We start from the raw sequence: 24512 nt of genomic DNA on the forward strand, positions 1-24512 counted from the left end.
GGCGCACACTGCCGGCCGATGCGCCGCACGAGGCGGTTTTCGCCATGCAGGCGGCTGATGATGCCCGAAATGCGCTCGCCTCGACGATCATGACAAGCGCCGCGCCGGTCGCAACATCCTGACGAGCACATCCGATTTCACATAGAAGTGCTGCCACAGGGCGGCGGCCGCATGGAGGCTGACGACAATGACGATGACCGGCTTGGCAAGTTCATGGACCTCACCCATGGTGCCGAGGCCGAAATACCATGCTAGCGCCCCGGTAACCGGCATGCCTAAAATGACAAGATAAAGCACGAGATGGCTTGCAGCCGCGATGCGCTTCAACATGACGCTTTCTCCGGGAGGCGCGGCCGGGGCGCCGCCTTGCAGACGGATGGCAAGGCGCCAGATCGCCAGCACCAGGACGGCCAGGCCGAGATACACATGAATATTTGCATTGAACATGTCCGCCGCCGCCGGCTCGGTGCCGCGTGAGAAAGCGCGGTGGGCCGGCTTGATGTCCTCACCGAGCACAAGCTGCGCGACGATCAGCGCGGCGATCGCCCAATGCAGAAGGATTTGGGTTCTGGTATAGCCGGATGGCTTAGCGGCAACGGTCATGGCAGCTACCTCGCTCGAGAAAACTCCTCCTATCTCGCCGTTCATGCGAGCGGCTTGATCTATGACAACTCAATCTTGCCGGCGGCGATGCTGCTTGCATGATGTTGACAGGCCGGAAAATGACTCAGATCAAGGCACGCCGCGCACAAGGCCTCGATAAACGAGGAAAGGCATCTGTGGAGGTTGGCGTGCAAGCCGAAGCCATAATGACAACAACGGTTATCGGGATCAAACCGTCGGCTTCGGTCGCCGATGCGGCAGGGCTGATGCTTTCGAAGAAGATCAGCGGCCTTCCCGTCATTTACGATGACGGCGCGCTGGTGGGGATTGTCAGCGAGGGCGATTTGCTGCGCCGGGGAGAACTGGGCACGCAACGCAAGCGCTCGCGCTGGCTGGAGTTTTTCGTCAGCCCGGGAAGAGCTGCCGATGAGTATGTCCACGCCAATGGGCGGCGAGTCGACGAGGTGATGTCAGGCGTAGTCGTCACCGCGTCTCCCAGCGCGTCGCTCAGAGAGATTGTCGAGTTGATGGCGCGCCATCATGTCAAACGCGTCCCGGTCGTCGACGGCGGTAAAGTTGTCGGCATTATTGCCCGCTCCGATCTTCTCCGTGCCTTGCTTCGCGCCCAGCCAAGCACGGCCCCGACGGCCATGGGCGACGAACAGATTCGCCAGAACATCATTGCCGAACTGGCGGCTCACAAATGGGCCAGTACCGAGATGATCAGCGTCACTGTGGACAAAGGCGTCGTGGAGCTGAGCGGCGCCATCTTCGACGAACGCGAGCGCCAGGCAGCTATTGTCGCGGCCGAAAACGTCGCCGGCGTCAAAGCCGTGAGAGACAATCTCTTCTGTGCCGGGCCGGTATCCGTCATTTTGGTTTCCTAGGCATTGCGATCAAACACGACCGAGCTGACGGCAGCTGTCGGCGTTGAGGCTTCTCGACAGACGCCGCAAGCCGGTCGAGAAAAGGCCGCTGGCCGACAAGCATCTTTTCCCGAGCCGCCTCGAGGCCGAACCACGCCGCGCGATCGATCTCCGGAAACAACTGCATGCGGCCGCTGCGCGGCGGCCATTCCATTTCGAACATGTTGCTTCGCAAAGTGCCGGTGGCAAAATCGCCTTCGACGCCGAAGGCCGTAATGAGCTTGCCTGCGCGCTGAACCAGCTCTCCCAGGGGAAGCAACGCTCCCTTGAGCTCCCAGCCGGTTTCCTCGGCAAATTCGCGCCGCGCCGCAGCTTCCGGCGGTTCGTCATCACCATACTCACCCTTGGCGATGGACCAGGCACCGAGATCGCGTTTTTGCCAGAACGGACCACCCGGGTGGACAAGCAACACCTGCAACCCGCCCGATGACGTGCGGTAAGGCAGGATGCCCGCACTTCTTTTGGCCATGGCGTCACGCCTCAGTCATACAGCATGTCACCGCAGCCAGGCTGAACGGACATGTTTCGTTTGTCGCTCTGTCTGGCGACAGGCTACACACCGTCAATACGACATCAAGCGATTGATGCCGCTCTCTGCGATCAGCGTACGGGTGACGCCGCCGAACGCCCATTCCCGCAGGCGACTATGACCATAGGCGCCGGAGACGATCAGGTCCGCATGAATCGAGCGCGCGAATGTCGACAGCCGGTCGCCATCGGCCTCGCCGGCAATCAGTTCGGTTCGCGCCTTGATGCCGTGATGTTCAAGAAAGACCGCAACATCGGCGAGGCTGTCACGAATGCCCGCTTCGCGCTCGGTAGCTATCGTGGCGACGACGACCTCGTTGGCCGTGACCAGAAAAGGCAGCGCATCCGCAATCGCCCGTCGCGCCTCCCTGGTGTCTTTCCAGGCGACAAGCACGGTTTTCGCAAGGATGTGTTCGATATTGCCCGCCGCGACCAGCACCGGGCGGCCGGCGTCGAGTGCAAGACTGCCGATATCCACCGCGCGATAGATGTTTTCCCCTTCCCCGCTGCCGGTAACGATGAGGTCTGCTGCCCGGGCGGAGGCGCCGAGAAAGCGGGTCGGGCCGCAAATGGCTTGCCTCCATTCGCTCGTGATCGAGGCCGGAACCAGCCTCTCGAATTCTGCACGCAGTTCGGCAAGCCGCTTTTCGATTTCGGTTCGCTGGATCTGCATGATCTCGCCTTCATAGACCATGCCGTCGCCTGTCGCGATCAGCGGCGGGACATCCGCTGCCGCCAGGCCGATAAGATGGGCTCCAAACCGATCCGCAAGCTCAATCCCGACCTTCACCATGGCTGCAGGAGGCGCATCCACGGCGAGGTTCACGATGATCGATTTGAAGGACATTGCGAACCCCTTTCGATGGAGCGGTTGAATGCAATGATGAAATGCATCGTCTGGCGCTCGGCGCCTTGATGCGTGTCAAAAACACTACCTGCCGACTCGATTGCGACGCCCTGCCTTGATCGGTTTTGCATTGCGGGAAGAGAGATCAGTGATAATTAGACGCGGGTTCCCCGATCAAAGGATTTCATTTGGACAACAAACGAACACCTGACATGTCGACCGGCGTTCGCGACGAAGAGCGGGCCGCGGCCGAGCGCGACCGGCTGGCCCTGATGTTCGAGCGGGCTCCGGGTTTCATGACGCTGTTGCGTGAGCCGGGTCACGTCTTCGAGTTGACCAATGCTGCCTATCAGCGGCTGATCGGCCACCGGCAAGTAGTTGGAAAATCGGTGCGCGAGGCCCTGCCCGAGCTTGAAGGCCAAGGCTTTTATGAGCTGCTCGACCAGGTGTACGAAACCGGCGAGCCCTACAAGGGTCAGGGTATCAAGATCGCCCTCCGCAACACGGACGAGGGACCGACCGAAGAGCGCATTCTCGATTTCGTCTATCAGCCCATCAAGGCCGACGACGGCAGCATCACGGCAATTTTCGTCGAAGGCACTGACGTCAGCGAGCTTTCCTTTGCAAATGCTGCCCTTCAATTGCGCGAAGATCATCTGCGCTCGATCCTGGCGACGGTGCCCGATGCAATGGTCGTCATCGACGAACAAGGTTGCATTCAATCCTTCAGCACGGCTGCCGAAACGCTGTTCGGTTACCAGTCGGACGAAATCATTGGCCGGAACGTCAAAATGCTGATGCCGCCCCCCTATCGCGACGAGCATGACGCCTATCTGCACCGCTATCTGACGACCGGGGAGCGCCGGATCATCGGGCTCGGCCGCACCGTCACCGGAATGCGCAAGGATGGCTCGACCTTTCCGATGGAGCTTTCCGTCGGCGAGATGCATCCTGGCACCGGCCGCTTCTTTACCGGCTTCTGCCGCGACTTGACCGAACGCCACAGGGCGGAAGCCAGAATACAGGAGCAGCAGTTGGAGCTTCTCCACATGGCACGGTTTACCGCGCTCGGCGAAATGGCTTCGACATTGGCGCATGAGATCAACCAGCCGCTCACAGCCATTACGAATTACCTCAAAGGCAGCCGACGGCTTCTCGAAAAAAGCACGGATGATAATGCACCGATGCTGCGCGAGGCCGTTGAAAAGGCGGCCGACCAAGCCTTGCGGGCCGGAGACGTCATTCGCCACCTTCGGGACTTCGTCGCAAGAGGCGAGAGCGAGCGTCAGGTCGAACGCCTGCCGTCAGTGATCGAAGAGGCCGCGTCCCTGGCCCTGGTCGGGGCAAGGGAAATAGATGTGCGCGTCAGCTACAGGCTTGATCCCGCCGCCGAACTGGTCTTGACCGACCGCATCCAGATTCAGCAGGTTCTGCTCAACCTGATGCGAAACGCGGTGGAAGCCATGCAAGAAGCGCCTCGCCGCGAGCTGCACGTCACGACTGTTGCCAGGGATGACGGCATGGCGGAGGTGAGTGTGATCGACACCGGCACCGGCCTTGCGCCTGAAGTCTCGGCCCAGCTCTTTCAACCATTTGTCACAACAAAGAAGCACGGTATGGGGGTAGGCCTTTCCATTTGCCGTACTATCATCGAATCGCATGGCGGCCATATCTGGGCCGAAGCAATGCCGACAGGAGGAACCGCTTTCCGGTTCACCTTGCGCATCGTTGAGAAAGAAGAGGTCGCCGATGGCCGATAATCTTGTGCACGTGGTCGACGACGACGTCGACGTTCGCAAGTCTCTTGGTTTTCTTCTGGCGACCGCTGACTTCGCTGTGCGCCTGTACGAATCGGCGACAGCTTTTCTGGCTACCGCGACAGGCGATCTCGATGGGTGCATCGTGACCGATGTGCGTATGCCCGGCATCGACGGCATCGAGTTCCTGCGGCAGCTCAGAGCCCGTGGACATACGCTTCCGGTCATTGTCATGACGGGTCACGCCGATGTCGCGCTCGCCGTTCAGGCGATGAAGGAAGGTGCTGCCGATTTCATCGAAAAGCCGTTTGACGACGAGTTGCTGATCGGTGCGATCCGCTCCGCGTTGGACAACCGCAACCCGGTGCATGCAGTTCACCCTCAATCCGCGGAAATCAACGGCCGTCTGTCGACGCTGTCGGAGCGGGAGCGCCAGGTGCTGGATGGTCTTGTGTCAGGGTTGGCCAACAAGACGATTGCCTACGACTTGGGCATCAGCCCGCGCACGGTCGAGATCCATCGCGCCAATGTGATGAGCAAAATGGGCGCGAGCAGCCTGTCGCATCTCGTGCGCATGGCATTGGTCGCCGAATCCAAGCACTAAACTAGGGAAAGTCACCGACGGGCTTATCGCCGGTTGCCGGCACCCCTTCCGACTGCCAGTCGCGCCAGTGGGTCGGGTGGATGTCGATCCGCGCGCCGGTCGCGGCGCTCTTCCAGCCTTCCCGTCCCCTTATGCAGGGAAATACAAGCGCGTGTTCGCCGTCTTCATTGAGGACGGCGAGTTCGAGATCCCGATCGAACGGAGCGCTTAGAATTGGTTTCCACATTTTGCCATAATGCGTGAGGCGGCATGTCCCGCCTTGATTTGAATCATTTCTGAAATTGCTTAGCCGAGATCGACCTGCACCCATGCGCGTCGCCGCTGGGATGCCGAACCGATACCCTTGATCGTGATCAAATGACCGCCTTGGCGGGTGGGATATGGTCCCGGTTCAAAGGAGAACCGCCATGCAGGATATCAAGATCGATGAAGCACTATGGGCATCAAGCATGCTGCCGGAGGGCATCGTGGAGCGGTGGTTCATCGCCAGCGGTGCTGCGATCAAGGCTGGCGAGCCAATAGCGGAAGTTCGAATTGAGGATGCGCTGCACGAGATCGTCGCGCCGGCAACCGGGCGCGCGACGATCGTCGCCACCGTGAATGCCATTATCGAGCCTGGCTCGCTTCTGGCAACATTGGACGACACGCTGCAGCCGCGCTGAGTGCGCTCGACGTCCAACAGTTCAGGACTATGCCTTTATCTCAACAGCAATCCAAGGACGTATCAACATGCAGACCCGACATGCCGTCGCATGGCTGGACCATCGCCAAGCCAAGGTGTTCTTCTTCGATCGCAGCGCCGTCGAAAGCTTGAGGCTTGCAACCACGCTGACACATCACCAGACCCACAACAAGGCTGGAACCATCGATGGAAAGCGCGCGCCGGAAAACCAGTCCTTCTACCATGATATCGTCAGCGCTCTGCAGCCGGCAAAGGAGTGGCTGATCGTAGGACCAGGATCGGCAAAGGACGAACTGGTCAAACATATCCGCAGCCGTCATCCGCATATGGAGGATCGCATTGTCGGCGTCGAAACGGCGGATCATCCCACGGAAGCACAGATCGTGGCGCACGCACGCACATTCTTCCGGGCCGCCGACCGTATGTTGCCCTAGCCCGCCTTCCCCGTGCGCTTGCTTGGGTAGCGGTCAGGGCCGCTGCAGGCTCTCAATATAGGCGATGATTGCCGCGATCTGATCGGGGCTAGCAACCCATTCGGGCATGTCGGGATGGCCGGTCGAAATGCCTTCGGCGAATGCTTCCTCGAGATCGGTGAGCGGATAACGCTGAGAAAGGATGCGAAACGCCGGTGCGTCGGGATGGCTGCTTTTATCTGTTTTTCCAACCGCATGGCATCGAGCGCAATTGGCTTCGATAAGCGCTTCTCCGCGCGAAACAGGATCGGCGCTCGCCAGCGCGGTAGGCAGACCAAACACTGCAGCAAGGATTGCCGCACGCGCAGGATACGCCGAAACATAGGTTGGGACTCCGAACTTCATCGAGACCACCTGTCCGGCCGGCTATCGGCGGCTTTGATTCCCATTGGTCAGCCCACCGTGCCGGCGGTCAGTACGGCGAATTGCGACCGCTCAAGTTGTGTTTGCATGATTGCGCTCCAATGTTACCCGCGGCTACGGACGTAGTTGTCTATTAGACAACATTAACGCCAGGCTGCGACGCTTTTGTTGATCGACGTCAACAAGCGCCGGCACGCTTGGTCCTCCAGGCCGGGTCGTTTCTTCCGCTTATCTCCAATTGAGTAAAACACACGCTCGTGTCGCAGATTTGTTGACGTCGATCAAAGCCGGCCCCTCTTACAAGCGCTTTGATGCAATTCTTGTCAGGCTGAGCCAAAAACTGGTGACGCGGGCGCGATGGATCGTGGCAAAACCGCGGATTCGCGAAGCAAGGGATCCAGTTCGGCGATGATGCTGGCGAGCGGGTCAGCTGACCTCCAGTTCTAGCGCCTCTTGGGAGACCTAAGGTGGAAGGGCGGAGGCGGCGCCGCCTGTCCGATCAACCGACTTTTCGAGGATAGAACCATGGCCGAAGCTGCCACCAAACTGCCCATCAAAACAGAGAAAAGCACTGCGCCGGCGCCAGCCGGCAACTGGACCGCTCCGTTCGAAAGCCTGCGTCGCGAAGTCGACCGTCTGTTCGACGACTTCCATCCGTTCGATTTTCGCCTGCCGTCGACACGCTCCCTGTTTGGCCGTGAATTGCCGACGCTCCGTAACGCCGGTTGGCCGGTCGCGCCGGCGATGGATCTTGTCGAAAAGACCAAGGAGTATGAGATCACGGCCGAACTGCCTGGCATCGATGAAAAGAATGTTGAGATCAAACTCTCCAACAAGACGCTGACGATCAAGGGCGAAAAGACCGAAGAGAAGGAGGAGAAGGACAAGGATTACTATCTGTCCGAGCGCCGTTACGGCTCCTTCCAGCGTTCGTTCCAGCTGCCCGAAGGCGTCGACACCGACAAGATCGAGGCGAGTTTCGCCAAGGGTGTGCTGACGGTGAAACTGCCGAAGACCGCCGCAGCCCAGAAGGCTGAGAAGAAGATCACGGTCAAAGCTGCGTGAAAAAGCAACTCGATCGTTTCCTCAGCGCACCGATTGGCGCTGAGGGGGCAAATTCAGGAGCAATGGTCATGGCGAAGTCGATTTCAAAGCGGTGTTCAAGCGCCTCTGCCGCCATATATCTGTCTTATGGCGAGACCGCGCAGGTAAGAAACTCCATGAAGACGTCGCTTCGTCAATTCTGGCCGGCGGCCTGACCGATGTTCCGCGACAGGCAGGAAGCTGGAGAGAAGCTCGGCATCGAACTGGGCAAGCTTCAACTGCGCCAGCCCGTCGTACTGGCACTGCCGCGAGGCGGCGTTCCTGTCGCGGTGGAAGTGGCCAAGGCCCTCGGCGCGCCTCTCGACCTGCTCATCGTCCGCAAGGTCGGTGCACCGGGCAATCCGGAACTGGCGGTCGCCGCGATCGTGGACGGCGATCCACCCGACATCGTGCTCAACCGGGAGATTGTCGAGACCTACTCGCTGGACAATTCGGATCTTGCCTCGTTGATCAATGGCGAGCGCCCGGAAGTCGAACGCCGGCGCGCGGCCTATCGGGGCAAATGCAGACGCTTGTCGGTCGCCGGGAAGACGGCGATCATCGTGGATGACGGGGCTGCCACCGGCACGACGATGAAGGCCGCGATCCGCGCGCTCAAGCGCCGGTCACCACTGGAAATCCTGGTAGCGGTTCCCGTTTCGCCGCAGGACACGGTGGCTGATTTGGCGCGGGAAGCCGACCGCGTTGTCTGCCTTAGTCAGCCTGGACAGTTCCGCGCCCTTGGCTATCATTATCTGTATTTCCCTCAGCTTTCCGACGACGAGGTCATCGCCGCGCTGGACGAGGCCGTCCAGTCGCGAAAGACCAGCCAGCACCGAAACCAGAAGCGCGCCCCGGGCGCGGCCGGAGAAACAACGACGGCCAGAGAAACTACCAAACCGGGCAGTCGTGAATAATAGGAGTTCGCACCGATGCTGATCCGCACACTTTCCACCTTGGAATGTACGAAATTGCTGGCCGCCAATCGTGTCGGCCACCTGGCATGCGCGAAGGACGGGCAGCCCTATATCGTTCCGTTGTACTACGCCCATTCAGACAATCATCTCTATGCGTTTTCCTTGCCGGGCAAGAAGATCGACTGGATGCGGACCAATCCGCTGGTGTCGTTCCAGGTCGACGAACGCGGCCAGGGGCGCGGCTGGAGAACCGTGGTTGTCGATGGCCGATACGAAGAACTGCCGGATCGGATCGGTCACAAGGTTCAACGCGATCATGCATGGTCGGTGTTGAGCAGGCACGCGGACTGGTGGGAGCCTGGCGCCCTCAAGCCGGCCACACCTGTGGTTTCGGACTGCACGCCGCACGTTTTCTACCGGATCGTCATCGAACAGGTGTCGGGTCGGGAAGCAAGCGAGTAGGCTGTTTCCGCCAGTTGATGCCTCGCGCGGAACAGCACGTGGCCTCCAAAGCCAGGGCCGGCAGCAGATCGCGCCGGCCCAGCCGCTTTCAGTCCTGAAGCATCGGACCCAGAGTGGGTACCGGCTTTGGGAAAATCCGATGCTCAAACAAGAAGATGGAGCGGCGGTACGCCTCGACTTGGAGGTCCGCCGCTCTGGATCGTCACCGCGCCATAAGGATCGGCATCGGCGGATCTTCAAGCATCGAGTTGGTGACGCCGCCGAAGATGCGCTCGCGCAACCGGGAATGACCGTAGGCGCCCATGACCATCAGCTCGGCGGCGCTGTCAACGGCGTGCCGACGAAGCACGTCGGCGACCGAATGGTTCGAGCTCGGCAGCCGGTCGACAATGACTTTCACGCCATGCCGCGCAAGATAGGCAGCGGCATCGGCTCCGGGTTCCGCCCCGTGGTGGTATTGGTCCTCCACCGGATCGACCATGACGAGGTGCACCTCGTCGGCGCCTGTCAGCATGTCGAGGGATTCGCGGACGGCACGCGAGGACTCCAGACGGGCGTCCCAGGCGATCAGCACGCGTTTCGGCTTCAGCGTCGGGCGCGATCCCTCGGGGATGAGCAGCAAGGGCTTACCGGAAGAAAACAATGCGCCTTCGATCGTTTTGCTCTTCAGCGTTTCGCCGGCAAGCAACTCCGGTCCAACAACCGTAATGTCGGCGTAGCGGGCGCGGCGGCCGATCGTTTCGTCTGCCCAGCCGGCTTCCGGATATTCGCTGGAGACATCGGCCGAAAGTGCCCTGCCTGCGAGAAAAGCCGACACGGCAGCGGTTCGCTTCTTCAACAGGTTCTCGTCGGCCTGACGCTCCTCGAGCCAGGCTTGTGAAACGACCGCGGCATACTCTCCGACTGGTGGTGGCGCAGCAATGGCAACGACGAGAACAGCAAGATGGGCGCCGATTTCGTTGCACAGGTCGGCGGCGAGTTTGAGATCGCCGTCACCCTGGCCCGGTCCGGTAATCGCAAGTATCGTCTTTTTGAAAGCCATGGTGGCTGCTCCCGTTTTTGCCTCAAGATCCAATCGCAACTGCAACAGTAGCGAGGCGGGCTGGGTGCGGTCATTGCGCTGAGTCAAAAACGTTGCAGCGCATCATTTGATCCGTATCAACGTGTCCACATGCCGACCCTGTAGGCTTCATGCCATCAATCGGTGGACACGCAGATGAAACTCCTGATCGCGGCAGCTCTCGCAACCATGGTCTGCCAAACGTCCTCCGCGCAGGAAATGAGCTCTGGCAAGGCGGAGTATCTGAACTCCTGCGCGGTCTGCCACGGTCCCGAGGGCAAGGGCAACGGGCCCTTGGCAGATGAGTTGCTGAAGCGTCCAGCCGACCTGACACAGCTCTCCAGACAAAATGGCGGCGAATTCCCCTATTGGCGCGTTTTTGCGATGATCGACGGCCGTTACGTCGTGCCGGAGCATGGCGAGCGCGACATGCCGGTCTGGGGCCGTCAATTCCTCCCCGGCGACGCCAAGAAATATGGCCCAAACGCCGGAGAAATCGTCACCACGGAACGGATCCACGAACTGGCCGGTTATGTCGAGAGGCTGCAGCGATAGTCACAAATGGCGGAGCTTCTTGCGATATCGCCCATGGCCGCGGCCGCACGCCAACAGGAGACAGACAATGATCGTTGACGACCAAGAGGCCACGATCGCGTTTCTGCTCGATCCCGCCGCATATGGCGAGACCGGGCTTGTCGAGACGATCGAAACCCATATTTCGCGTATCTTCCTGGTTGGCCGGCGCGCCTACAAGATCAAGCGAGCCGTCGCGCTTCCCTATGTCGACTTCTCGACCCCGGTCCTGCGGCTCGCCGCCTGCGAGAAGGAGGTGGAGCTCAACTCCAAGACCGCGCCCGGCCTCTATCTGGGTGTGCGGCGCATCACGCGAGAGGCCGGCGGCAAGCTCGCCTTCGACGGACGCGGCGAAGTGGTCGATGCGGCGATCGAAATGGTTCGTTTCGATCAGTCGAAGCTCCTCGACCGAATGGCAGCCGGCGGCGAACTGACGCCTGCGCTGATGACGGCGGTCGCGCGCATGATCGTGCGCTATCATCGCGGCGCGCCGGTGATCCACAACGGCAGCGGATCCTCGAACCTGGCAGGTGTGCTCGACATCAACGAAGCCGGCTTTGCCACCAGCCATGTCTTCGATAGAGCCGAGATCAAGGCTTTCACCGGGGCGTTCCGTACCGCCCTCGCCCGCTATTGCGAGCCGCTCGACCGGCGGGAGGCAGCAGGCAAGATCCGGCGATGTCACGGCGATCTGCATCTGCGCAACATCTGTCTCTTCGACGCAGAGCCCCGCCTCTTCGACTGCATCGAATTCAATGACCAGATCGCCAGCATCGACGTGCTTTACGATCTGGCCTTCCTGCTGATGGACCTTTGGCATCGCGGCTTTCCGGAACTCGCCAATCTGGTGATGAACCGTTACCTCGACGAAGCAGACGACGAGGACGGCTTCATCCTGCTGCCCTTTTTGATGGCAGTGCGGGCCGCGGTGCGCGCGCACGTCCTCGCAACCCAGATCGAGGAAGGCAGTGCCGATCCCGGCGGGCTGACTGCCGAGGCCAGATCCTATTTCGAGCTCGCCCGCAAGCTTCTCCAGGCAAAGTCGCCCCGGCTGATCGCCATCGGAGGTTTGAGCGGCTCCGGCAAGACGAGCGTCGCCGAGGCGCTCGCCGCACATGTCGGCGCGCCGCCGGGTGCGCGCATTGTCGAAAGCGACCGCATCCGCAAAGCCATGCATGGGGTACCTGCAGAAACGAAACTGCCGGACAGGGCTTACCGACCGGAGGTATCCGATCGCGTCTACGGCGAAATGGCATGGCGTTCCGGCCTGATCCTTTCCGAGGGCGGTTCGGTGGTCGCCGACGCCGTATTCGACAGGCCGGCCGATCGCAACCGGATGGAAAAGGCGGCAAGCGACAGGGCCGCCGCTTTCGCCGGATTCTGGCTGGAGGCCGATCCGCTCGTTCTTTGGCGACGGGTCAGCGAGCGCAGTGGCGGTCCTTCCGATGCAACCGTCGACATCCTGTCGCGGCAATTGCAGCGCAATGCAGCCCCGGCCACCTGGCGCAAGGTCGACGCCGATCGAAAGCTCGCCGATATCGCGGCAGAGCTGGCGAGCCTTTCGGACGCGGCCGCTTCTGCTTCCACACAGGGCGATTCACTCAAGACAGCATCCTGACGCACAAATCTTGTCAGATGCGACGCGCTTTTAGAGTTCAACCGATGTCCAGCGTTGCCAGCGACAGGCCTGGCTGGCTGGGATGATGCGTGATCGAAAACCCGAATTCGCGGCACATGGCCAGCATCCTGATGTTTTCGCTGAGCACCATGCCTTCGATCCGGCCGATCCCGTCCGCCTTTGCATAGTCAACGATCTGGCTGAGCAGTTCCCAGCCAAGACCATGACCTTGCAGGTCCGTGCGCACGAGCAAGGCGTATTCGGCAACGGTGCGGTCCGGATTGCAGGAGAGGCGACTGACACCCGCCAGCGCGCCGCTGCTCGCTTCCAGCGCGACGAACGCCATGTCGCGATCATAGTCGAGCTGGGTGAGCCGTTTCAGCATCTGGTCCGAAAAATTCTTGCGCGGCGACAGGAAACGCAGGCGCAGATCGTCTGGCGAAATGCTGGCGAGGAATGGCGGATAGAGCGCAATGTCGGCCGGTTTTATCGGGCGGATGTGATAGTGGCCACCGTCTGCCGAAAACGCCCTTTCCCAACCTGACGGATAGGGCCTGATCGCGAGCGCAGGGTTGGGGCCCTGCTCCTCCACGCGCTCCGGCTCGATCTCGATGCGGGCGTCGAGCGCGATGACGCCGTCGGCGTCGGCCAGCAATGGATTTATGTCCAGGGAGACGACGCACGGAAAGTCGACAATCATCTGCGACACCCCATTGAGCGCAGTGACGATTGCCCCACGATCCGCCGGCTTGCGATCGCGGAACCCGGCAAGCAGGCGGCCGATCCGCGTCTGCTCGATCAAGTCGCCCGCAAGCACATCGTCGAGTGGCGGCAACGCCATCGCCGTATCGTCCATCACCTCGACCGCGACGCCGCCCGCACCAAACAGGATGGCCGGACCGAAGATCGGATCGTGACTCACGCCCAGGATGAGCTCCTGCGCCTGTTTTCGCGCGATCATGGGTTGGACAGCATAGCCTTCGACAGTGGCTTGCGGAGCTTTTTTGCGCACGCGCGCCTCGATTGATCGGGCGGCGTCGCCGGCCGCGGCGGCAGTCGCGAGGTTGAGCACAACGCCGCCGATGTCGGACTTGTGCGAGATCGCCTTCGACATCAGCTTGACGACGACCTGTTGCGCCCCCTTCAAAAGCCGGCCTGCAGCCTTTTCCGCTTCATCAGCGGTTTTGACGACAACGGTCTCGGGCACCGGAATGCCATAGGCGGAGATCACCGCCTTGGCTTCGGGCTCGGTCAGCATTCGTCGGCCCTCCGCGGCAACCTGCCTGAATATGGCAAGCACGGCTTCACGATCGCTGATCGTGTCCTCGCTGCGGCTCGACGGCGTGCGCATCAGCGACCGCTGGGCTCGTGACCAATCGCTCAGGTAGGAGATCGCGGTTGATGCGTCGGCAGGCGTCTCGAGACTGGCCACGCCGGCATCCTGCAGGATCCGCCGACCGTCGCGCGCAGTGTGCTCTCCAAGCCAGCAGGTCAGTACCGGTTTCCCGCCGATTTTGCCCGCACTGGTGAGTTCGGCGACCGCCCTGGCCGCAGCCAGTGGCGAGCCAAGCCCGGTTGGGCAGTTCATCACGAGAACGACGTCGGTTCCCGGATCGGCCGCGACGGCTTCAACCGCGGCCTTGTAGCGCTCGGGCGGGGCATCGCCAATGATGTCGGCCGGATTGGCATGCGACCAGGTCGGCGGCAGCACGGCGTCCAGACGTGCCAGGGTTTCCGGTGAAAACGCGGCCAGTTCGCCCTTGCAGTCGACGAGTTGATCGACGGCGAGCACGCCGGCACCGCCGCCATTGGTCACAATGCCGACGCGGGCTCGTTCGAGCGGAGCAAAACGGGCGGTCGTTTCAGCGGCATCGAACAACTCGGCCAGTCCCTTGACGCGCAAGATGCCGGCGCGCAGCAGTGCTGCCTCGATAACCCGGTCGGCGCCCGACAGGGCGCCTGTGTGGGTCGCCGCGGCTTTCGCGGACTGCTCGTGCCGGCCCGACTTGATGGCGATGACCGGCTTGATGCGCGCCGCCGCCCGTGCCGCCGACATGAATTTGCGTGGATTGGTTATGGTTTCGAGATACATCACGATGGCCCGCGTCCGTGCGTCGCCCGCCAACATGTCGAGGCAGTCTCCCACATCGACATCGGCCATGTCGCCCAGCGAGACGATCTGGGAGAAGCCGACATTGTTGTCCGCCGCCCAATCGATCAGCGATGTGGCGATGGCGCCGGATTGCGACAGCAGCGCGATGTTGCCGGGCTTGGCTGCCATGTGCGCGAACCCGGCGTTGAGCTTTACAGGCGGGATCATCAGTCCAAGCGTATTGGGGCCGATGATGCGCAAAAGGGTGGGCTTGGCGGCGTCGAGCATCGCCTGGCGCAATCCGTTCTCGCGCGTCAGGCCGGCGGTGATGACGACCGCCGCCCGTGTGCCCTTTTCACCGAGTTCGCGTACGATGCCGGGGACCGTCTGCGGCGGCGTCACGATGACGCCGAGGTCGGGAATGCCCGGCAGGTCGGCTGCCTTTGCATAGCAGGGCCGGCCGGCCACTTGTGAATATTTCGGATTGACCGGCCATATCTCACCTTCGAAGCCGCCATTGACGATGTTGTCGAAAACAACACGGCCAACGGAACCGTCACGCACGGACGCGCCAAAGACGGCAACCGACTTCGGGCCGACCGCATATTCGAGATTTCGGATGGTCACCCTCTGGTCTCCAGTTCGTGGTAGTAATCGCCGAGCGATACTGCCCATTCATTGCGTTGGATCAAAGCCCCCTCAGGCGATCTCGACTAGCGGTTGCGCAAGCTCGAGGCCACGTGCGCTCGCGAAATTCGGATCTCAGGAAGGCACCGGTCAGAATCGAAAGGTATCGCATGAACGAGTCGGCCCTGCGACGCGCATTGCTGGCCATCGCCGTGCTGGGCCTGGCCATTGGAATCGGCGTCTGGCGAACCGGCTATGGCTCCGTTCAGGCCGGCACTATCTGGGCGGTGGCGACCTTGCCCGTGGTGGCGGCGCTCGCCATTTCCATATTGCGCGATTTCTGGATCGGGCGCTTCGGCGTCGATGCGATTGCGCTGGTATCGATGTCCGCGGCACTGTTGCTCGGCCAGCCTCTCGCTGCGGTGGTGGTGGCGATCATGTATGCCGGCGGCACGGTGCTCGAGGATTTTGCCCGTGGCCGGGCGGAACGGAACCTCAGGGCATTGACCGACCGGTCGCCGCGTGTCGCGCACCGCAAGTCGACACAAGGAACAGACACGATTTCCGTGGACCAGGTTGCCGTTGGCGACGAACTTCTGGTGCGCGCCGGCGAACTGCTGCCTGTCGACGGGATACTGCTCGATGCTATGGCCTCTCTCGACGAGTCAGCGGTAACCGGCGAGCCGCTGACGGAACGGCGGCGCGCGGGCGATATGCTGCGCAGCGGCACCCTGAATGCCGGGGAGTCCTTCAGCATGCGCGCTTCGGCCTTGGCCGAACAAAGCACCTATGCCGCGATCGTGCGCATGGTCGCTGCGGCGCAGACCGCGAAAGCACCGTTCATCCGCATGGCCGACCGCTTTGCCTTGTTCCTGCTGCCAGCCACTTTGTTGGTTGCCGGCACCGCCTGGTACGCCTCCGGCGATCCGATCCGGGCGCTCGCCGTGCTGGTGGTCGCAACACCTTGCCCGCTCATCCTCGCGGCTCCCGTTGCCTTCATCGGCGGGGTGTCGCGCGCCGCGCGGGCCGGCATCCTGATGAAAGGCAGTGCGGCTCTGGAGACCCTCGCGCAAGTTCGGACGGCGATTTTCGACAAGACGGGCACCCTGACCGTTGGCGGTGCCGAACTCATCGAAATCGATGTGGCGCCGGGCGGTGACGCCGACGCACTGCTGCAGTTGTTGGCATCGTTGGAACAGGCCTCGCACCATGTGCTCGCCGACTCGATCGTGCGGGCGGCGCGTGGCAAAAATCTTGGCTTGTCGCATCCATGCAATGTTCGTGAATATCGCGGCGCCGGCCTGAAAGGCCGGGTCGACAAAGTATCGATCGCGGCGGGATCGCGAGCACTCGTGCTGGCCGACAAACCGCTGCCTCGCTGGGCCGAAAGCGGTGAAAAGCGATACCGGGACGAGCCTGTGCTGAGGGTTTTTGTTGCGCTCGATGGGCGACTTGCCGGTATATTCACTTTCGGGGACGCTCTACGCGTGGATGCTCGTGATGCACTGCGCAACCTGCGCTCGGCCGGCATCACACGTATGGTCATGCTTACAGGCGACGATGGCGTGGCGGCGAAGCGCGTTTCGGCCCTGCTCGCCCTCGATACCATCGTCGCAGATGCGATGCCTGCCGAAAAAGTGGCGGCGGTCGAGGCCGAGAAAGCGTTGGCACCAACGATGATGGTCGGCGACGGCATAAACGATGCCCCCGCGCTGGCGGTCGCAACGGTCGGTGTCGCAATGGGGGCGCGCGGTGCCAGCGCATCCTCGGAGGCCGCGGACGTCATCGTGCTGACCGACAGGCTGCAGCCGGTCGCCGATGCGGTTCGAATTGCGCAGCGCACCCGCACGATCGCCTTGCAAAGCATCATAGCCGGGCTGGCACTCTCGGCCGTGGCGATGGCCGCGGCGGCCATGGGGCAGATCACGCCTGTGGCGGGAGCATTGCTTCAGGAGGGCATCGACATAGCGGTTATCCTCAACGCATTGCGCGCTCTTGGCGATGGGCGCCCCGAACGCGCATAATTGATGAATAGGAATGGGTGAATGGCCATGGCGCAGGAAAATCTGGTGGTTTGCGGTAAATGCGGTGGGGTCAACCGCCTGCCGCCGGCACGCAATGCCGGGGACGCGAAATGCGGAAAGTGCGGCACCAAGCTGTTCTCGGGTCATCCCGAAGACGTCGACGCTCAGACCTTCGATCGCCAGATAAAGCGAAGCAGCCTCCCGGTTGTCGTCGACATCTGGGCACCGTGGTGCGGCCCTTGCAAGATGATGGCGCCGGCATATGAGGCGGCAGCAAACGAACTGGAGCCGCATGTCCGCCTGATCAAGCTCAATTCCGACAACGAACAGGCTATAGCCTCCAGGCTCGGCATTCGCGGCATCCCGACCATGATCCTCTTCCATGGCGGACGCGAGCTTGCGCGCACATCCGGCGCAATGACGGCGGGGCAAATCGTCAGCTGGGTTCGCGACCACCTGCCGACGGCCGCAGCCTGAAAGCAGACACAGCATGGACCCGCTCATCGCTCGGCTCGGACTGGCGCTGGCAATTGGCCTCCTCGTCGGACTGGAGCGTGGCTGGCAGGAGCGGGACGCGCCCGCTCACAGCCGCACTGCCGGAATTCGAACGTTCGGCATATCCGGCCTGCTCGGCGGCATTCTCGCGGCACTGGCCGATGCGCTCGATGCAGTTTCCGTGCTGGTCGGCGGCTTCATCGCCTTTGCGGCAATCTTCGCCTGGTACAAGGCGCGCGAGGCTGCTCATGACGAGGATTTCAGCGTTACGGCCGTGATCGCGGGCCTTGGCGTGTTCGCGCTCGGTGCGCTTTCCGTCGCCGGCGATTATCGGGCCGCGGCCGCCGGAGGGGCGGCACTCGCAGCGGTCCTTGCCAGTCGAGAGGTCCTGCACGGCCTCTTGAAGCGACTGACCTGGATCGAACTGCGTTCGGCGCTGATCCTGGCGGTGATGACCGCGATCGTTTTGCCCTTGCTGCCAAACCGGACGATGGATCCGTGGGGCGGTTTCAATCCGTGGGAGGTCTGGTTCCTCACGGTGCTGATGGCGTCGATATCGTTCGCTGGCTACGTCGCCGTTCGCGTCCTGGGAACCACGCGCGGCCTGCTCGTCAGCTCGCTTGCAGGTGCCATCGTCTCGTCCACCGCCGTGACCGTGGCGCTTGCCCGCAACGCCACATCGGCGAGCAATCCACGGCCGCTTGCCGGCGCTGCTTCTCTGGCTGCCATGGTCTCGCTGCTGCGCGTTTGCGCCGTCGTACTGATCGTCGAGCCAAGCGTGTTCGCTGCGGTCGGCATTCCAGCGATTGCCGCGTCGCTTGTCTTCGCAGCCTGCGGAGCATTCCTGTTGGCCCGTGCCGGCGGTGATGCCAAAGGTGGCGCACTGGCCCGCAATCCGTTCGAATTGGGACCGTTGCTGCTGTTTGCCCTGCTCTTTGCGGTTGTCGCCACCGCGAGCGCTGCATTGGCTGCTCAATTCGGCGGGCGTGGCTTGCTGGCAAGCTCGACGCTTGCGGGCACGTTCGATGTCGATGTCTCGGTGCTCAGCGCGTTGCGCCTGGTCAAGCAATCGATCCCGATCGAGACCGTGGGCCAGGCGGTGCTCGCGGCGCTGGCTGCAAACGCGGTCGGCCGCCTGTCGCTGGCGGTATTTGCCGGCCCGGTCAGGTTTTGGTTGCCGCTGGCTGGCGCAACCCTGATCGCCGCAGTTGTCGGCTATGGCGCGATGTTGCTGCCGCCAATCCCCTGACAACGACATCCCAGCTGCCTTTGATGCGGATCAAGGGTCGAGCCCGGTCGCCGCGCTATGAAACTCCGTCAAAAGGAGTTCGCCATGACCGATCTGAAGGATCTCACCCCGAAATTCCGGCATGTCCGGCTGCTGCTTGCCCGCGAAAAGGACCACCCGGGCGGGGAACGTGAAGAGGGCTACGACGTGCTCGCTCCGTTGACGAGCGACGGCCGGATCGATGCGGAAGAATGGAAATCGCACAGGGCTTCCTGCCGCGTTCGCCGTTTTCGCACCGGTGACGAGGACCTGATCGGCCGGCTGCGACGCAAGCCCGGCGGGCAGTGGTACTTCGATTATGCCGAAGGCGACCGCGACGACGAGATCGGTTTCCATTTCGGCGACGAACGCTTCGTGACCGGTGAATACGTCTCGATCGAACGCAACGGCGCCATGCACACCTATCAGGTGGCACGGGTCGAACGGCCCTAGTACTGGAGACAAGGCGCCTCGGAGCAGCTTCTGGACGCATCCTGGTTGTGGTCGGGTATCCCGACCCATCTGCGGCCCGCTCTGCCGCGGCATCGACTGCATGGAGGTCACCGACGAGGTATTCGAATCGGATGCCTCGATCGTCTTCGACCAGGCCGAAAACCGCATGCATACGATCAAGGCCCTGCTCGTCGCCACGATCGGCAACTGAGATGCGCATCATCGTTGCGCTCGGCGGAAACGCGCTGCTGCGTCGTGGAGAACCGATGACGGCCGAGAACCAGCGCGCCAACATCGTGCGTGCCGCGGCGCAGCGTCACGCAAACAGCCGGGCATAGACAGGCCCGGCTGCAGCGGCAATGCACCGGCCTGCACTCGTCAAGGATTTGGTCCATAAAAAGTTCACAGGGGCTCTTCACGGGCCATTTATGGATCATTTCTGAAAATGGCTGCCAGTGCCACGACACCCGGCACGGTAACTGAGTGTTGGCGGCTTGGAGGTGATTCTTGCCCTCAGGCAATCGAGGATTTCTGCGGGCTGCAGCGGCGCCCATTTGTGGCAAGAATTCCCGCTGAAGATGACCAAGCAAATGGTAACCGGGACACAAGTCGTGCGGATGGCTGCGTCTCCGGCGCAATCAGCCAAAGCTCCATTCACGTGAACTGGCCGAGGTGATCTTTGTGAAACCCCTATTGCCGATCGGCGACCTGGTAGCGGCCGGCCTCGAAACGCGCAGGCGACATCACTCTACCTGAAGACCCTAGCCAAAAGGGCCTGCTGCAAGGGATGAAGGCCGTTCGGGAAAATCCCTACATCAATGTGCAGCTTCGTGCCACCTACCGAGCTGCCGGTTGCTCCGCATGATCATCGCCCTGCTGCCTCACGTCCTCAAAACCCGATAGATAGCCGGGATGACCAGCACCGTCAGCAAGGTCGAGGACGCAAGACCGAACAGCAGCGAAATCGCCAGCCCCTGGAAGATCGGATCGGTCAGGATCACCGCCGCGCCGATCATGGCGGCGAGCGCGGTGAGCAGGATCGGCTTGAATCTTATCGCACCGGCTTTGATCAATACCTCTTGCAAGGGCCTGTCCGGCGAGGCGGCATGCCGGATGAAGTCGACCAGCAGGATCGAATTGCGCACGATGATGCCCGCCAGCGCAATGAAGCCTATCATCGAGGTGGCCGAGAACGGCGCGCCGAACAGCCAGTGTCCACCAAGGATGCCGATGAAAGTCAGCGGGATCGGCGTCAGGATCACCAGCGGCACCTTGAACGAACCGAACTGGGCGACGACCAGGATGTAGATGCCAAGCAGCGCGACGCCAAATGCCGCGCCCATGTCGCGAAACGTCACCCAGGTGACTTCCCATTCGCCATCCCACAGCAGCGTCGGCTTGCTTTCGTCCTCCGGTTGGCCATGCAACGCGATCGAAGGTTTTTGCAGCCCCGTCCAGTCCTGCGCGTCGATTGCCTGGCTGACGGCAAGCATCCCGTAAAGCGGTGCCTCGAAGCTGCCAGCAAGTTCGGCCGTCACCATTTCGGCGGCGCGGCCATTGTGCCGGAAAACCAGGAACGAGGCGCGTTCCTCGGCAACCCGCACGACATCCCCCAGTTCGACCACGCCGCGGTCGCCGGGGAGCACATTTGCCGGTATGGGCGTGGTCAGGAAACGCTCGTCCAGCGTCCTGTCGCCCTTCGGCCGCTCGACGCGGATCGGTATTGGCTGGCGGCCGCCGCCGCGATGCGAGTAGCCGACGGTCTCGCCGCCATTGAGGATGGCGATCGTGTCGAACACATCGCTTTCCTCGACATGGAAGAACTCGGCATCGTCGGTGGAGATCGTGGTGCGCAGCCGGCGTGCCGGCTGCCCGTAGGAATTGTCGACATCGACGATGAAGGGAACGGAACGGAATGCGGTCTCGACTTTTTCCGCAACCTTGCGCCGCGTCTCGCCGTCGGGCCCGTAGATCTCCGCCAGCAGTGTGGCCATCACGGGCGGCCCCGGAGGCGGCTCGACGACCTTCAGGCTGGTACCGGCGGGAACGGCGATCGATGCGATGCGTTGGCGGATGTCCAGCGCGATATCGTGGCTTGAACGGGTGCGTTCCGATTTCGGCGAAAGGTTGAGCGCAACATCGCCCTGCTGCGGTTCGCTGCGCAGGAAGGAGTGCCGCACAAGTCCATTGAAGTTGAAAGGCGCCGCGGTTCCGGCATGTGTCTGGGCCGATCGCACCTCGCCCAGCTCAAGAACCTTGCTGGCGACCGCCTGCGCCACCGCGTCGGTCGCCTCGACGGAGGAGCCTTCCGGCAGGTCGATGGTCACCGAAAGTTCGGACTTGTTGTCGAAGGGCAGCAGTTTGACCGTGACATCCTTGGTGTAGAACAGGGCCAGCGAGCCAAGCGTGAGCACGCCGATCGCCAGCAGGAATGCCCAGCTTGCCGTCTTCGACGACAATATGGGCCGGGCAACGGCGCTGTAGACGCGGCCGAGCATGCCGCCGCCGGTCTGGTCGGCATGGGCATGCGCCGGCGCCCGTCCGGCGAACTTCAGCATCAGCCACGGCGTCACCATCACCGCGACGAAGAAGGAAAAGATCATCGCCGCCGACGCATTGGCCGGGATCGGACTCATGTAGGGACCCATCATTCCCGAGACGAACAGCATCGGCAGCAGCGCGGCGACCACGGTCAAGGTGGCGACAATCGTCGGGTTGCCGACTTCCGCCACCGCCTCGATCGCCGCTTGCCGGCGATCGCGCCCGTCGCCCATTGCCCAGTGCCGGGAGATGTTCTCGATCACCACGATCGCATCGTCGACGAGGATGCCGATGGAAAAGATCAGCGCAAACAGCGAGACGCGGTTGAGCGTATAGCCCATGACGCGCGAGGCAAACAGCGTAAGCAGGATGGTGACGGGAATGACGATGGCCACCACCATGGCCTCGCGCCGGCCTATGGCGATCCAGACCAGCACAATGATCGAGATCGTCGCCAGCCCGAGATGATAGAGAAGCTCGTTGGCCTTCTCGTTCGCCGTCTCGCCGTAGTCGCGCGTGACTTCGACCGACAGGTCGCCGGGGATCAGGCTGCCTTTCAGCATCTCGACCCGGTGCAGGATCGTCTCGGCGACCGACACCGCGTTGGAACCGGCGCGTTTGGCGACCGCGACGGTCACCGACGGCACGCGCGTCACCCCCTTCGCGGACCTTGTAAGCGTCGAGACAAGCACGTCGCCGGTATCGGTCGCAAAGGCGACATCGGCCACGTCGCGGACATAGACGGGGCGGCTGTCGCGCGAAGTCAGCAGCAGGTTGCCGATCTGGTCCGGCGAGCCCAATGTCTCGCCGGCCACGATGTCGATCTGCTCGCCCGCATTGCGCACGCGTCCCGCCGGAAAGGCCTTGTTCGCACCGGAAACCTTTGCCGCAAGCTGCTGCAGCGTCACGCCGTGGAGAGCAAGCTTTTCGGGATTCGGGTTGACGCGGATGATCTCTCCGCTGTCGCCGACCAGATAGGTCAGCCCGACATTGTCGATCTTGGCGATCTGCGTGCGCAGCTCGCGCGCGATGCGGGTCAGGTCGTTTGCCGTCAGGCGGCCAGCTGTTTGCGGTTTTGGCGACAGCGTCAGCGTGACGATCGCGACATCGTCGATGCCGCGTCCGACGATGAGCGGCTCGGGCACGCCGACGGGAATGCGGTCCATATTGGCGCGGACCTTGTCGTGGACGCGCAGCACCGCGGCGTCCGACGACGTGCCGACGACGAAGCGCGCGGTGACCAACACCTGGTCGTCGCGGCTTTGCGAATAGACGTGCTCGACACCGTCAATGCCCTTGACGATCGTCTCCAGCGGTTCGGTGACCAGCTTGACGGCGTCCTCGGCCTTCAGGCCGTCGGCGCGGACGAAGATGTCGACCATCGGCACCGAGATCTGCGGCTCTTCCTCGCGCGGCAGCGTGAGCAGGGCCACCAGCCCGAAGGCGAAGGCGGCAACCAGAAACAGCGGCGTGAGCGGCGAGGCGATGAACGCCCGGGTCAGTCCGCCCGCAATACCGAAGGCAGCAGGACCTTTGAAGACGGCAGGATCTTTCATGGCGTGACCACGACATCGCCGGGTGCGAGACCGGTCAGGATCTCGACATGTTCGCCGTCGGCGCGCGCCATCCGTTCGCCAGTGACCACTGCCCGCTCGGCTTCAACGCCGGCGGCAACAGTGCGGACGAAATCGATCCCCGATCGGGTCTCGACCGCCGCTGCCGGCACCAGCAGCGCGGAGCGCTCTGCGACCGGCAGCTCTACCAGCACCCGGGCATCGATGAATTCGGTATCGAGATTGTCGACCTCGACATCGGCGATGACGCGGCCATTGTCGATCTGCGGATAGATCTTGGCGAGGCGGCCGGCAGACTCCCTGCCGCTTGCATTGATGCGGATGGCGGCGCCCTGCTTCAGTGTTGCCGCATACCGCTCCGGAACGGCCAGCCGCAGGAACACGCCGCCGCCACCGATGGTCGCCACCTCCTCACCGGCCATGACCACCGCGCCGCGCGTGACCGGCACGGTCAGCACGCGTCCGTCGCCGGGCGCGAAAACATCTCCTTCGGCTCCCTGCTGCACGATTACCGAACGCTGCGCCTCGGTCGCGGCAAGCTGGTTGCGTGTGACGTCGACTTCGGTCCTGAGCTGATCGACCCGCTGCACGGTCACGACGCCCCTGCCGACCAGCGTCTGGCCGCGGGCGAGTTCAGACTGAGCCGTTGCCAGCTGCGCCTGCAGGGCGCGAAGCTGGGCGTCCAGCGCTGCGACCTGAAAGGCGATCTTGTCGTCCTGGACGGTCGCGATCTTCTCGCCCGCCTTGACCAGATCACCCTCGGTGACGACCAGGTCGACGATCAGGCCGCCGATGCGCGCCCGCGCCGGAATGGTGTTGCGCGCCTCGACCCGGCCATAGACCGCCTTCCATTCGGTCACCGTCGTCGGTGCGAGTGTGAGCGTGCCGGCCAAGGCCGGTGAGCACGCAAGCAGCGCGCCGAGGAAAAGGAACTTGCGCATTC

Annotated in this window: 24 protein-coding genes and 2 pseudogenes; 16 read left to right on the plus strand and 10 right to left on the minus strand. The window is 62.5% G+C overall.

Features of this window, described 5'->3' with window-relative positions; all coding sequences use genetic code 11:
* Positions 1-87: 87 nt before the first annotated feature.
* Entirely contained in the window at positions 88-603 is a 516-nt protein-coding gene (locus AC0NID_RS27355) for a cytochrome b (RefSeq protein WP_473459196.1), read from the minus strand.
* Between the two features lie 188 nt (positions 604-791).
* Between AC0NID_RS27355 and AC0NID_RS27360 the strand changes: the two genes are divergently transcribed.
* Positions 792-1490, plus strand: a complete 699-nt coding sequence (locus AC0NID_RS27360) for a CBS domain-containing protein (protein ID WP_473459206.1) — start codon at positions 792-794, stop codon at positions 1488-1490.
* Here the strand turns inward: AC0NID_RS27360 and AC0NID_RS27365 are convergent.
* From AC0NID_RS27365 to AC0NID_RS27375, 3 genes are all read right to left on the minus strand, one after another.
* On the minus strand, positions 1474-1998 hold the full coding sequence (locus AC0NID_RS27365) for an NUDIX hydrolase (RefSeq protein ID WP_473459194.1): 525 nt from the start codon (positions 1996-1998) through the stop codon (positions 1474-1476). The genes AC0NID_RS27360 and AC0NID_RS27365 overlap by 17 nt on opposite strands.
* 93 nt (positions 1999-2091) lie before the next feature.
* Positions 2092-2904, minus strand: coding sequence for a universal stress protein (locus tag AC0NID_RS27370; RefSeq protein WP_473459192.1), 813 nt, complete (start codon positions 2902-2904; stop codon positions 2092-2094).
* A gap of 155 nt (positions 2905-3059) precedes the next feature.
* The gene (locus AC0NID_RS27375) at positions 3060-3326 is read right to left on the minus strand and encodes a hypothetical protein (protein ID WP_473459210.1); all 267 of its coding nucleotides are present in this window, start codon (positions 3324-3326) and stop codon (positions 3060-3062) included.
* Here AC0NID_RS27375 and AC0NID_RS27380 point away from each other — a divergent pair.
* Together AC0NID_RS27380 and fixJ are read left to right on the plus strand one after the other, a co-directional pair.
* Positions 3210-4664 (plus strand): PAS domain S-box protein, encoded by a 1455-nt coding sequence (locus AC0NID_RS27380; protein WP_473459204.1) that lies wholly within the window; start codon positions 3210-3212, stop codon positions 4662-4664. The genes AC0NID_RS27375 and AC0NID_RS27380 overlap by 117 nt on opposite strands.
* Positions 4654-5265, plus strand: a complete 612-nt coding sequence (gene fixJ, locus AC0NID_RS27385; protein ID WP_473459190.1) for a response regulator FixJ — start codon at positions 4654-4656, stop codon at positions 5263-5265. The genes AC0NID_RS27380 and fixJ overlap by 11 nt, the downstream gene beginning before the upstream one ends.
* Before the next feature lies 1 nt (position 5266).
* Here fixJ and AC0NID_RS27390 read toward each other — a convergent pair whose 3' ends face one another.
* Complete coding sequence (locus tag AC0NID_RS27390) at positions 5267-5491, minus strand: hypothetical protein (RefSeq protein WP_473459188.1); 225 nt, start codon at positions 5489-5491, stop codon at positions 5267-5269.
* Between the two features lie 181 nt (positions 5492-5672).
* Here AC0NID_RS27390 and AC0NID_RS27395 point away from each other — a divergent pair, with 181 nt between their 5' ends.
* Positions 5673-5927: a lipoyl domain-containing protein gene (locus tag AC0NID_RS27395; RefSeq protein WP_473459186.1), complete on the plus strand. Its 255-nt coding sequence runs from the start codon at positions 5673-5675 to the stop codon at positions 5925-5927.
* A 67-nt stretch (positions 5928-5994) separates the two neighbouring features.
* Positions 5995-6381 (plus strand): translational machinery protein, encoded by a 387-nt coding sequence (locus tag AC0NID_RS27400; RefSeq protein WP_473459184.1) that lies wholly within the window; start codon positions 5995-5997, stop codon positions 6379-6381.
* 33 nt (positions 6382-6414) lie between these two features.
* Here AC0NID_RS27400 and AC0NID_RS27405 read toward each other — a convergent pair whose 3' ends face one another.
* Positions 6415-6765 (minus strand): c-type cytochrome, encoded by a 351-nt coding sequence (locus AC0NID_RS27405; protein ID WP_473459182.1) that lies wholly within the window; start codon positions 6763-6765, stop codon positions 6415-6417.
* A gap of 543 nt (positions 6766-7308) precedes the next feature.
* On the opposite strand from AC0NID_RS27405, the gene AC0NID_RS27410 reads away from it, so the two are divergent.
* The 3 genes from AC0NID_RS27410 to AC0NID_RS27420 all read left to right on the plus strand — a co-directional run bounded on the left by AC0NID_RS27410 (position 7309) and on the right by AC0NID_RS27420 (position 9245).
* Positions 7309-7848: an Hsp20/alpha crystallin family protein gene (locus tag AC0NID_RS27410; RefSeq protein ID WP_473459180.1), complete on the plus strand. Its 540-nt coding sequence runs from the start codon at positions 7309-7311 to the stop codon at positions 7846-7848.
* A 197-nt stretch (positions 7849-8045) separates the two neighbouring features.
* A complete protein-coding gene (locus AC0NID_RS27415) occupies positions 8046-8783 on the plus strand; it encodes a phosphoribosyltransferase (RefSeq protein WP_473459178.1) in 738 nt (245 codons plus the stop codon).
* A 15-nt stretch (positions 8784-8798) separates the two neighbouring features.
* Positions 8799-9245 (plus strand): pyridoxamine 5'-phosphate oxidase family protein, encoded by a 447-nt coding sequence (locus tag AC0NID_RS27420; RefSeq protein ID WP_473459176.1) that lies wholly within the window; start codon positions 8799-8801, stop codon positions 9243-9245.
* 202 nt (positions 9246-9447) lie between these two features.
* Here AC0NID_RS27420 and AC0NID_RS27425 read toward each other — a convergent pair whose 3' ends face one another.
* The gene (locus AC0NID_RS27425) at positions 9448-10287 is read right to left on the minus strand and encodes a universal stress protein (RefSeq protein ID WP_473459174.1); all 840 of its coding nucleotides are present in this window, start codon (positions 10285-10287) and stop codon (positions 9448-9450) included.
* Positions 10288-10461: 174 nt separating this feature from the next.
* Here AC0NID_RS27425 and AC0NID_RS27430 point away from each other — a divergent pair, with 174 nt between their 5' ends.
* Both AC0NID_RS27430 and AC0NID_RS27435 read left to right on the plus strand, forming a co-directional pair.
* On the plus strand, positions 10462-10860 hold the full coding sequence (locus tag AC0NID_RS27430; RefSeq protein ID WP_473459172.1) for a c-type cytochrome: 399 nt from the start codon (positions 10462-10464) through the stop codon (positions 10858-10860).
* A gap of 67 nt (positions 10861-10927) precedes the next feature.
* On the plus strand, positions 10928-12496 hold the full coding sequence (locus AC0NID_RS27435; protein ID WP_473459170.1) for a bifunctional aminoglycoside phosphotransferase/ATP-binding protein: 1569 nt from the start codon (positions 10928-10930) through the stop codon (positions 12494-12496).
* Positions 12497-12533: 37 nt separating this feature from the next.
* Here AC0NID_RS27435 and AC0NID_RS27440 read toward each other — a convergent pair whose 3' ends face one another.
* Entirely contained in the window at positions 12534-15215 is a 2682-nt protein-coding gene (locus tag AC0NID_RS27440) for a bifunctional acetate--CoA ligase family protein/GNAT family N-acetyltransferase (RefSeq protein ID WP_473459168.1), read from the minus strand.
* A gap of 170 nt (positions 15216-15385) precedes the next feature.
* Between AC0NID_RS27440 and AC0NID_RS27445 the strand changes: the two genes are divergently transcribed.
* From AC0NID_RS27445 to AC0NID_RS27470, 6 genes and pseudogenes are all read left to right on the plus strand, one after another.
* Positions 15386-17239 (plus strand): heavy metal translocating P-type ATPase, encoded by a 1854-nt coding sequence (locus AC0NID_RS27445; RefSeq protein WP_473459166.1) that lies wholly within the window; start codon positions 15386-15388, stop codon positions 17237-17239.
* A 27-nt stretch (positions 17240-17266) separates the two neighbouring features.
* Positions 17267-17716: a thioredoxin TrxC gene (gene trxC, locus AC0NID_RS27450; RefSeq protein WP_473459202.1), complete on the plus strand. Its 450-nt coding sequence runs from the start codon at positions 17267-17269 to the stop codon at positions 17714-17716.
* 13 nt (positions 17717-17729) lie between these two features.
* Complete coding sequence (locus AC0NID_RS27455) at positions 17730-18983, plus strand: MgtC/SapB family protein (RefSeq protein WP_473459165.1); 1254 nt, start codon at positions 17730-17732, stop codon at positions 18981-18983.
* Positions 18984-19067: 84 nt separating this feature from the next.
* On the plus strand, positions 19068-19454 hold the full coding sequence (locus AC0NID_RS27460) for a hypothetical protein (RefSeq protein ID WP_473459163.1): 387 nt from the start codon (positions 19068-19070) through the stop codon (positions 19452-19454).
* An 88-nt stretch (positions 19455-19542) separates the two neighbouring features.
* Positions 19543-19665 (plus strand): annotated as a pseudogene (locus AC0NID_RS27465) (ornithine carbamoyltransferase); the annotation flags it as partial.
* A 1-nt stretch (position 19666) separates the two neighbouring features.
* Positions 19667-19762 (plus strand): annotated as a pseudogene (locus tag AC0NID_RS27470) (carbamate kinase); the annotation flags it as partial.
* A 573-nt stretch (positions 19763-20335) separates the two neighbouring features.
* Here the strand turns inward: AC0NID_RS27470 and AC0NID_RS27475 are convergent.
* Entirely contained in the window at positions 20336-23551 is a 3216-nt protein-coding gene (locus AC0NID_RS27475) for an efflux RND transporter permease subunit (RefSeq protein WP_473459159.1), read from the minus strand.
* A complete protein-coding gene (locus AC0NID_RS27480) occupies positions 23548-24510 on the minus strand; it encodes an efflux RND transporter periplasmic adaptor subunit (RefSeq protein ID WP_473459157.1) in 963 nt (320 codons plus the stop codon). The genes AC0NID_RS27475 and AC0NID_RS27480 overlap by 4 nt, the downstream gene beginning before the upstream one ends.
* Positions 24511-24512: the final 2 nt, after the last annotated feature.

The organism is Mesorhizobium sp. WSM4821 (genome assembly GCF_055901555.1).